Raw genomic sequence first — 9,340 nt, 5'->3', positions numbered from 1 at the left:
TCCCCTCAGCAAAAGTTCGATTTATTCAACAAATCCCCGGAGAGCATGCCGGGGCACGGTGGTTACCGCGAACACGATATCCTGGTCGTAACCGAAATGGCAGCAGAGAACATAACTCATTTCCCCTATGGTCCTGAGCATAATATTATTGCAGCTAATATATAAGCATGCCGAATGACTCCTGTGCTGCGCCTTGATAAGAAAATAATGAGCAGCAGATGGCATCGCACCGTCTCTGTTCGGCTGCATCCGGCTGGCAGACCGTGCCGGAGCATCACGCCCCGCTCTGGCAGCAGGTCAGTCAGGTGGAACCCGAAATCTGATTTATTCAACAAAGCCGCACCAAATCATCACTCGAAGATATTCAGGCATGGTACATCCGCGGCAAGCCCCTAATTTGTACTGAGGGGCAAAGTGAAAAAAGTTACTTTTTGTTGAAACGACAGTTAGCAATAACCCCCGCTTGCGGGGGCCATACCCACCAGGAGCAAACGCAGAAAGCCCGAGATACTTCTGCTGTACCGGGGGCTGGCGACATTTCAGGCAACACTCATAGTTGACATCCTCCCCGCCCTAAAGGGCGGGGAGGATGTCAATAATAGCAGACCACATCATGATGTCATTCTGACCGACAGATGCCAGAAGCAGAGGATCCATCCCATTTTATACCTACCTTATAACACTTAGAAAAACAACATGTTAAAAATGTTTATTGGAAACAATTTTATTTCCAATTGTAATGATAACCATTCTCATATTAATATGGCTACGTGATAATTAACTTTTGATGCACTCCGCATGTCTGACCGTGCCACTACCACAGCTTCCTTAACGTTCGAGTCGCTTTATGGCACCCATCACGGCTGGTTGAAAAGTTGGCTGACGCGCAAACTCCAGTCTGCCTTTGATGCAGATGACATTGCCCAGGACACTTTTTTGCGGGTAATGAGCAGCGAAACGCTCTCGACGATCCGCGATCCTCGCTCTTTCCTGTGCACTATCGCCAAACGCGTGATGGTGGACCTGTTTCGCCGAAACGCGCTGGAAAAAGCGTATCTGGAGATGCTGGCGCTTATGCCGGAGGGGGTAGCGCCTTCACCTGAGGAACGCGAAAGCCAGCTCGAGACCCTACAACTCGTCGACAGCATGCTGGACGGGCTAAACGGAAAAACACGTGAAGCGTTTCTGCTTTCGCAACTGGATGGCCTGACATACAGCGAGATTGCGCACAAACTCGGTGTTTCCGTCAGCTCCGTGAAAAAATACGTGGCGAAAGCCGTCGAGCACTGCCTGCTGTTTCGTCTGGAGCATGGGTTATGAATCCTTCGTTAACCGATTCCCGCCGTCAGGCGCTGCGTTCAGCTTCCCACTGGTATGCCGTGCTAAGCGGCGAGCGCGTCAGCCCACAACAGGAAGCGCGCTGGCAACAGTGGTATGAACAGGATCAGGATAACCAGTGGGCCTGGCAGCAGGTTGAAAACCTGCGCAACCAGCTTGGCGGTGTGCCTGGCGACGTTGCCAGCCGGGCGCTGCACGATACCCGCCTCACCCGCCGCCACGTGATGAAAGGATTACTGCTGTTGCTCGGCGCTGGCGGAGGCTGGCAACTCTGGCAGTCGGAAACCGGCGAAGGTCTGCGGGCAGATTACCGCACCGCCAAAGGTGCAGTCAGCCGTCAGCAACTGGAAGATGGCTCCCTGCTCACGCTGAATACCCAAAGCGCGGCGGATGTGCGTTTTGATGCGCATCAGCGCACCGTCCGGCTCTGGTACGGTGAAATCGCCATTACTACCGCGAAAGATGCGCAGCAACGCCCCTTCCGCGTCCTGACCCGTCAGGGCCAACTCACCGCTTTAGGGACAGAATTTACCGTCCGCCAGCAGGATAATTTCACGCAGCTTGACGTGCAGCAGCACGCCGTGGAAGTGCTTCTCGCCAGTGCCCCCGCGCAAAAACGCATCGTGAACGCTGGTGAAAGCCTGCAGTTCAGCGCCTCTGAGTTTGGCGCAGTGAAACCGCTGGATGACGAGAGTACAAGCTGGACGAAGGGCATCCTGAGCTTCAGCGATAAACCGCTGGGTGAGGTGATAGCCACGCTAAGCCGTTACCGCAACGGCGTGCTGCGCTGCGATCCCGCCGTTGCCGGGCTGCGCCTGAGCGGGACGTTCCCGCTGAAAAATACCGATGCGATCCTGAACGTTATCGCTCAAACGCTTCCCGTTAAAATTCAGTCTATTACGCGGTACTGGATAAACATTTCACCGCTGTAAGAAAAATAATTCTCATTTCGATTGTCCTTTTTACCCTTCTCGTTCGACTCATAGCTGAACACAACAAAAATGATGATGGAGAAGGTATGACGCCGTTACGCGTTTTTCGTAAAACAACACCTTTGGTTAACACCATTCGCCTGAGCCTGCTGCCGCTGGCCGGTCTCTCGTTTTCCGCTTTTGCTGCACAGGTTGATATCGCACCGGGATCGCTCGACAAAGCGCTCAATCAGTATGCCGCACACAGCGGAATTACCCTCTCGGTTGACGCCAGCCTGACGCGCGGCAAGCAGAGCAACGGCCTGCACGGAGATTACGACGTCGAGAGCGGCCTGCAACAGCTGCTGGACGGCAGCGGACTGCAGGTAAAACCGCTGGGAAATAACAGCTGGACGCTGGAGACCGCGCCCGCGCCAAAAGAAGATGCCCTGACCGTGGTCGGCGACTGGCTGGGCGATGCGCGTGAAAACGACGTATTTGAACATGCTGGCGCGCGTGACGTGATCCGCCGTGAGGATTTCGCCAAAACCGGCGCAACCACCATGCGTGAGGTGCTTAACCGCATCCCTGGCGTCAGCGCGCCGGAAAACAACGGCACCGGCAGCCACGACCTGGCGATGAACTTTGGCATCCGGGGCCTGAACCCACGCCTCGCCAGCCGCTCGACCGTCCTGATGGACGGCATCCCCGTCCCCTTTGCCCCTTACGGTCAGCAGCAGCTTTCACTGGCTCCCGTTTCGCTCGGCAACATGGATGCCATTGACGTGGTGCGCGGTGGTGGTGCGGTGCGTTACGGACCGCAGAGCGTGGGCGGCGTGGTGAACTTTGTTACCCGCGCCATTCCGCAGGACTTTGGTATCGAGGCGGGGGTGGAAGGTCAGCTCAGCCCAACCTCTTCACAAAACAACCCGAAAGAGACGCACAACCTGATGGTGGGCGGCACAGCGGACAACGGTTTTGGCACCGCGCTGCTCTACTCCGGCACGCGCGGCAGTGACTGGCGCGAGCACAGCGCCACCCGCATCGACGACCTGATGCTGAAAAGCAAATATGCGCCGAATGAGGTGCACACCTTCAACAGCCTGCTGCAATATTACGATGGTGAAGCCGACATGCCCGGCGGCCTGTCCCGCGCGGATTACGACGCCGATCGCTGGCAATCCACCCGCCCGTATGACCGCTTCTGGGGCCGTCGCAAGCTGGCGAGCCTGGGCTACCAGTTCCAGCCGGACAGCCAGCATAAATTCAACATTCAGGGGTTCTACACCCAAACCCTGCGCAGCGGCTACCTGGAGCAAGGCAAACGCATCACCCTCTCGCCGCGTAACTACTGGGTGCGCGGTATTGAGCCACGCTACAGCCAGAGCTTTATGATCGGCCCTTCCGCGCACGAAGTGGGCGTGGGCTATCGCTATGTGAATGAATCAACGCATGAAATGCGTTACTACACCGCCACCAGCAGCGGGCAGTTGCCGTCCGGCTCAAGCCCTTACGACCGCGACACGCGTTCCGGCACCGAGGCGCACGCCTGGTATCTGGATGACAAAATCGACATCGGCAACTGGACCATCACGCCGGGTATGCGTTTCGAACATATCGAGTCATACCAGAACAACGCCATTAAAGGCACGCACGAAGAGGTGAGCTATAACGCACCGCTTCCGGCGTTGAACGTGCTCTATCACCTGACTGACAGCTGGAATCTTTATGCAAACACTGAAGGCTCGTTCGGCACCGTACAGTACAGCCAGATTGGCAAGGCTGTGCAAAGCGGCAATGTGGAACCGGAAAAAGCGCGAACCTGGGAACTCGGTACCCGCTACGACGACGGCGCGCTGACGGCGGAAATGGGGCTGTTCCTGATTAACTTTAACAATCAGTACGACTCCAACCAGACCAACGACACCGTCACTGCACGTGGCAAAACGCGCCATACCGGGCTGGAAACGCAGGCACGTTACGACCTGGGTACGCTAACGCCAACGCTTGATAACGTTTCCGTCTACGCCAGCTATGCGTATGTGAACGCGGAAATCCGCGAGAAAGGCGACACCTATGGCAATCAGGTGCCATTCTCCCCGAAACATAAAGGCACGCTGGGCGTGGACTACAAGCCGGGCAACTGGACGTTCAATCTGAACAGCGATTTCCAGTCCAGCCAGTTTGCGGATAACGCCAATACGGTGAAAGAGAGCGCCGACGGCAGTACCGGCCGCATTCCCGGCTTCATGCTCTGGGGCGCACGCGTGGCGTATGACTTTGGCCCGCAGATGGCAGATCTGAACCTGGCGTTCGGTGTGAAAAACATCTTCGACCAGGACTACTTCATCCGCTCTTATGACGACAACAACAAAGGCATCTACGCAGGCCAGCCGCGCACGCTGTATATGCAGGGGTCGTTGAAGTTCTGATGTGTTAACGCCCGGCTTGCCGGGCTTTTAGCTGGAATGTGACTATGTTGGCATTTATCCGTTTTATTTTTGCAGGCCTGCTGCTGGTGATCGGCCACGCCTTTGCCGCCACGGTTCAGGACGAACACGGCACGTTTACACTCGATAAAACGCCACAACGGATTGTGGTGCTGGAACTCTCGTTCGCCGATGCGCTGGCCGCCGTGGACGTCAGCCCGATCGGTATTGCCGACGATAACGATGCAAAACGCATCCTGCCCGAAGTGCGTGCGCACCTGAAACCGTGGCAGTCCGTCGGAACGCGCGCGCAGCCGAGCCTGGAAGCCATTGCTGCCCTGAAACCAGACCTGATCATTGCCGACAGCAGTCGCCATGCGGGGATTTACACCGCCTTGCAGCAAATCGCGCCGGTACTGCTGCTTAAGTCCCGCAACGAAACCTACGCTGAAAATTTGCACTCAGCGGCTATCATCGGCGAAGTGGTAGGTAAAAAACGAGAGATGCAGGCGCGTCTGGAACAACATAAAGAGAAGATGGCGCAGTGGGCCAGCCAGCTTCCCACAGGGACACGCGTGGCCTTTGGCACATCACGCGAACAGCTATTCAACCTGCATACCCAGGAGACCTGGACCGGCAGCGTGCTGGCTTCTCTGGGGCTGAACGTTCCCGCTGCGATGGCGGGCGCGTCCATGCCGTCCATCGGCCTGGAGCAACTGCTGGCGGTCAATCCTGCCTGGCTGCTGGTTGCCCACTATCGCGAAGAGAGCATTGTTAAACGCTGGCAACAAGATCCGCTCTGGCAGATATTAACCGCCGCGCAGAAGCAGCAGGTTGCTTCAGTCGACAGTAACGCCTGGGCGCGGATGCGCGGTATTTTTGCCGCAGAGCGAATTGCCGCTGACACGGTAAAAATCTTCCACCATCAGCCGCTTACCGATGTGAAATGACCGCGCTAAAACACCCGGTGCTGCTGTGGGGGCTTCCCGTTGCAGTACTTATTATTATTTTCTGGCTGAGTCTGTTTTGCTACTCGGCCATTCCTGTTTCCGGAGCAGACGCAATACGCGCCCTGCTGCCTGGACACACGCCAACGCTACCAGAAGCGCTGGTGCAAAACCTTCGTTTGCCGCGAAGCTTGGTCGCCGTTCTGATCGGCGCAAGCCTGGCGCTCGCGGGCACGCTGCTGCAAACCCTGACCCACAACCCAATGGCCTCTCCTTCACTGCTCGGCATTAACAGCGGCGCGGCGCTGGCTATGGCGCTTACCAGCGCGCTGAGTCCGACGCCGGTTGCAGGCTATTCCCTGTCGTTCATCGCGGCATGCGGGGGCGGCGTGAGCTGGCTGCTGGTCATGACCGCAGGAGGCGGGTTTCGTCATACCCAGGACAGAAACAAACTGATCCTCGCGGGTATCGCGCTGTCGGCCTTTTGTATGGCCCTGACCCGCATCACCCTGCTGCTGGCCGAAGATCATGCTTACGGCATCTTTTACTGGCTGGCAGGCGGAGTGTCCCACGCCCACTGGCAGGATGTCTGGCAGCTCTTGCCGGTGGTGGTCACTGCAGTCCCTGTCGTGTTGCTGCTGGCGAATCAACTGAACCTGCTCAACGTCAGCGACAGTACCGCCCATACGCTGGGAGTGAACCTGCCGAGACTACGTTTGATCATCAATATGTTAGTGCTGCTTCTGGTTGGCGCGTGCGTCAGTGTGGCAGGTCCGGTGGCGTTTATCGGCCTGCTGGTGCCACATCTGGCGCGCTTCTGGGCAGGCTTCGATCAGCGCAACGTACTGCCGGTGAGCATGCTGCTGGGGGCCACGCTGATGCTGATGGCAGATGTACTCGCACGCGCGCTGGCCTTCCCCGGCGATCTGCCCGCAGGCGCAGTGCTGGCGCTAATTGGCAGTCCTTGCTTTGTCTGGCTGGTGAGGAGGCGAGGATGAAAATTGCGCTGGTCATTTTCATCACCCTTGCCCTGGCAGGCTGTGCGCTGTTATCACTCCATATGGGGGTGATCCCCGTGCCGTGGCGCGCGCTGCTGACAGACTGGCAGGACGGACGCGAGCATTATTATGTATTGATGGAGTACCGACTGCCGCGCTTGCTGCTGGCACTGTTTGTCGGTGCAGCCCTCGCCGTGGCGGGCGTGCTGGTACAGGGGATTGTGCGTAACCCGCTAGCATCACCGGATATTCTCGGCATTAACCATGCCGCCAGCCTTGCCTCTGTGGGAGCACTGCTTCTTATGCCATCACTATCCGTGATGGTGCTGCCGCTGCTGGCCTTTGCGGGCGGTATGGCGGGGTTGATCTTGCTGAAGATGCTGGCAAAGACCCACCAGCCGATGAAGCTGGCGCTCACCGGCGTGGCGCTTTCCGCCTGCTGGGCGAGCCTGACGGATTACCTGATGCTCCTGCACCCGCAGGATGTAAACAGTGCCCTGCTGTGGCTGACGGGTAGCTTATGGGGGCGCGACTGGCACTTTGTGAAGATTGCCGTGCCGTTGCTCATTCTGTTTTTGCCGCTGAGCCTGCGCTTTTGTCGCGATCTCGACCTGCTGGCGCTGGGCGATGCACGAGCAGCCACGCTCGGCGTGTCGGTTCAGCGCACCCGGTTCCAGGGGCTGATGCTGGCTGTCGCGATGACAGCAACCGGCGTGGCCGTCTGTGGCCCGATAAGTTTTATTGGTCTCGTCGTGCCGCACATGGTGCGCAGGATCGCCGGCGGGCGTCACCGCTGGCTGATGCCCGTTTCGGCCCTGACGGGCGCGTTGTTGCTGGTCATTGCCGATCTGCTGGCACGAATCATTCATCCGCCGCTGGAGCTTCCGGCAGGCGTGCTGACCGCCATTATCGGCGCACCGTGGTTTGTCTGGCTGCTTGTGAGAATGCGATAAATGAGATTACGTACTGAAAATCTGACCGTCAGCTATGGCGCACAAACCGTGCTGGATGGACTTTCTCTCGCCCTGCCTGCCGGAAAAATCACGGCCCTGCTCGGCCCTAACGGTTGCGGGAAATCGACGCTGTTGAACTGTTTTTCTCGCCTGTTAACACCAGACTCTGGCGAGATATTGCTTGATGAAAAACCCATAGCCGGTTTTTCCGCCCGCCAGCTGGCTCGCCGCCTGGCTTTACTGCCGCAACACCATTTATCCCCCGAGGGGATCACTGTACGGGAACTGGTTTCCTACGGCCGCAGCCCGTGGCTGTCGTTGTGGGGGCGACTCTCCGCGGAAGACAACGAGCGGGTCAACGTGGCAATGAGTCAGACCCGGACGCGCAATCTGGCTGACCGCAGGTTAACCCAGCTTTCCGGCGGCCAGCGCCAGCGTGCGTTTCTGGCGATGGTGCTGGCACAGGATACCCCACTCATTCTTCTTGATGAGCCTACGACCTACCTCGATATCAATCATCAGGTTGAACTGATGCGCCTGATGGTTGAACTCAAAAGGCAGGGGAAAACCGTAGTGACGGTACTCCACGATCTGAATCAGGCCAGCCGCTATTGCGATCATCTGGTGGTACTGGCAAGCGGTCGCGTGATGGCGCAAGGTGCTCCGGAAGCAGTGATGAAACCAGAGCTTCTAAAGACGGTGTTCAGCGTAGAAGCGGAAATCCATCCCGAACCGGTATCTGGCAGACCCATGTGTGTGGTGAAGTAGTCTGGCGAAGTCATAAGGATCATCACAGGACAGATAAAGGAAGTGATAACCACCTGCCAACAGGCACCAAAATCTGGCTGGTTGCCGGTATCACCGACATGCGCAACGGCTTCAATGGTCTCGCCGCAAAGGTGCAGACGATGCTGAAAGATGACCCGATGTCCGGCCATGTCTTCATCTTCCGGGGCCGCAGCGGCAGTAAGGTCAAACTGCTGTGGTCCACCGGCGACGGGCTGTGCCTGCTGACCAAACGGCTGGAACGCGGCCGCTTCGCCTGGCCCTCTGCCCGCGATGGCAAAGTGTTCCTGACCCCGGCGCAGCTGGCAATGCTTCTGGAAGGCATCGACTGGCGGCAGCCTAAAGACTGCTTACGTCCCTGACCATGTTGTAGGCCTCTTTATCCTGGTTGTCGTTGAATAAGCCTGGTAAAATGCGGGCTTATGAACAACACCTCCCCCTGACGACATCCTTCTGCTGAAACAGCTCCTGTCCGAACAGGAAGCGCTGAACCGCGCCCTGCTGGAAAAGCAGGCCGACCGGGAGCGCGAAATAGACCATCTGCAGGCGCAGCTGGATAAGCTTCGCCGGATGAACTTCGGCAGTCGTTCTGAATAAATCTCCCGCCGCATCGCGCAGATAGAATCCGACCTGAACCGGCTTCAGACAGAAAGCGATACGCTGACGGGTCGGGTTGCCGATACGGGCCGGGCCCCGTATCGTTTTAACCCTGAATATTCATCGCAGATATTGTTTCGGGTTTTCCGGTATACCAGCCCTGAACTAGGTAACCGGGGCCAAGAGAACAGGCGAATTCAAACTGTCCTGGCGTTTCCACCCCTTCAAACACCAGTGGTTTGCCAGTACCACGTAACCCTTTCACCACAGAAACAAGTAGCGCTCGCTTCACCGGGTCATCAATATTGGCAATAAAAATACGGTCTATTTTTATCTCATCGAAATCCAGTACCGTCAGCCATTCAATATGGGGGCCGCTTG

9 protein-coding genes and 1 pseudogene are annotated in these 9,340 nt (G+C 57.4%); 9 read left to right on the top strand and 1 reads right to left on the bottom strand.

Translation table 11 applies throughout. The features are described from left to right. Window positions 1-798 precede the first annotated feature (798 nt). The 9 genes and pseudogenes from fecI to ACKLKD_RS26890 form a co-directional block, all read left to right on the top strand. Entirely contained in the window at window positions 799-1,320 is a 522-nt protein-coding gene (gene fecI / locus ACKLKD_RS26930) for an RNA polymerase sigma factor FecI (protein ID WP_004118235.1), read from the top strand. Continuing rightward, complete coding sequence (gene fecR, locus ACKLKD_RS26925; protein WP_004118237.1) at window positions 1,317-2,270, top strand: ferric citrate uptake sigma factor regulator FecR; 954 nt, start codon at window positions 1,317-1,319, stop codon at window positions 2,268-2,270. Before fecI ends, fecR begins: the two co-directional genes overlap by 4 nt. An 86-nt stretch (window positions 2,271-2,356) precedes the next feature. After that, entirely contained in the window at window positions 2,357-4,681 is a 2,325-nt protein-coding gene (gene fecA, locus ACKLKD_RS26920) for a TonB-dependent Fe(3+) dicitrate receptor FecA (RefSeq protein WP_032413356.1), read from the top strand. A 44-nt stretch (window positions 4,682-4,725) separates the two neighbouring features. Then, window positions 4,726-5,628, top strand: coding sequence for a Fe(3+) dicitrate ABC transporter substrate-binding protein FecB (gene fecB, locus ACKLKD_RS26915; protein ID WP_004182127.1), 903 nt, complete (start codon window positions 4,726-4,728; stop codon window positions 5,626-5,628). Next, window positions 5,625-6,623, top strand: a complete 999-nt coding sequence (gene fecC / locus ACKLKD_RS26910; RefSeq protein WP_004118243.1) for an iron-dicitrate ABC transporter permease FecC — start codon at window positions 5,625-5,627, stop codon at window positions 6,621-6,623. The genes fecB and fecC overlap by 4 nt, the downstream gene beginning before the upstream one ends. Continuing rightward, window positions 6,620-7,576: a Fe(3+) dicitrate ABC transporter permease subunit FecD gene (gene fecD / locus ACKLKD_RS26905; RefSeq protein ID WP_004118246.1), complete on the top strand. Its 957-nt coding sequence runs from the start codon at window positions 6,620-6,622 to the stop codon at window positions 7,574-7,576. Before fecC ends, fecD begins: the two co-directional genes overlap by 4 nt. Further along, the gene (gene fecE, locus ACKLKD_RS26900; RefSeq protein ID WP_004152282.1) at window positions 7,577-8,344 is read left to right on the top strand and encodes a Fe(3+) dicitrate ABC transporter ATP-binding protein FecE; all 768 of its coding nucleotides are present in this window, start codon (window positions 7,577-7,579) and stop codon (window positions 8,342-8,344) included. A 53-nt stretch (window positions 8,345-8,397) separates the two neighbouring features. Further along, window positions 8,398-8,724, top strand: a complete 327-nt coding sequence (gene tnpB, locus ACKLKD_RS26895; RefSeq protein WP_224232351.1) for an IS66 family insertion sequence element accessory protein TnpB — start codon at window positions 8,398-8,400, stop codon at window positions 8,722-8,724. A gap of 60 nt (window positions 8,725-8,784) precedes the next feature. After that, window positions 8,785-9,043: pseudogene (locus ACKLKD_RS26890) on the top strand (IS66 family transposase); the annotation flags it as partial. A gap of 22 nt (window positions 9,044-9,065) precedes the next feature. Here the strand turns inward: ACKLKD_RS26890 and ACKLKD_RS26885 are convergent. Further along, a partial coding sequence (locus tag ACKLKD_RS26885) for an EAL domain-containing protein (protein ID WP_268102226.1) occupies window positions 9,066-9,340 on the bottom strand: 275 nt, incomplete at its 5' end.

It is taken from the genome of Klebsiella sp. 10982 (assembly GCF_048589245.1).
Lineage (GTDB): Bacteria > Pseudomonadota > Gammaproteobacteria > Enterobacterales > Enterobacteriaceae > Klebsiella > Klebsiella quasivariicola.
Note: the sequence above shows the minus strand (reverse complement) of the source record. Positions and strands in the feature narration are given on the sequence as shown.

Coding starts and splice junctions, on each gene's coding strand:
- fecI (WP_004118235.1), top strand. CDS start 799: ATGTCTGACCGTGCCACTACCACAGCTTCCTTAACGTTCGAGTCGCTT.
- fecR (WP_004118237.1), top strand. CDS start 1,317: ATGAATCCTTCGTTAACCGATTCCCGCCGTCAGGCGCTGCGTTCAGCT.
- fecA (WP_032413356.1), top strand. CDS start 2,357: ATGACGCCGTTACGCGTTTTTCGTAAAACAACACCTTTGGTTAACACC.
- fecB (WP_004182127.1), top strand. CDS start 4,726: ATGTTGGCATTTATCCGTTTTATTTTTGCAGGCCTGCTGCTGGTGATC.
- fecC (WP_004118243.1), top strand. CDS start 5,625: ATGACCGCGCTAAAACACCCGGTGCTGCTGTGGGGGCTTCCCGTTGCA.
- fecD (WP_004118246.1), top strand. CDS start 6,620: ATGAAAATTGCGCTGGTCATTTTCATCACCCTTGCCCTGGCAGGCTGT.
- fecE (WP_004152282.1), top strand. CDS start 7,577: ATGAGATTACGTACTGAAAATCTGACCGTCAGCTATGGCGCACAAACC.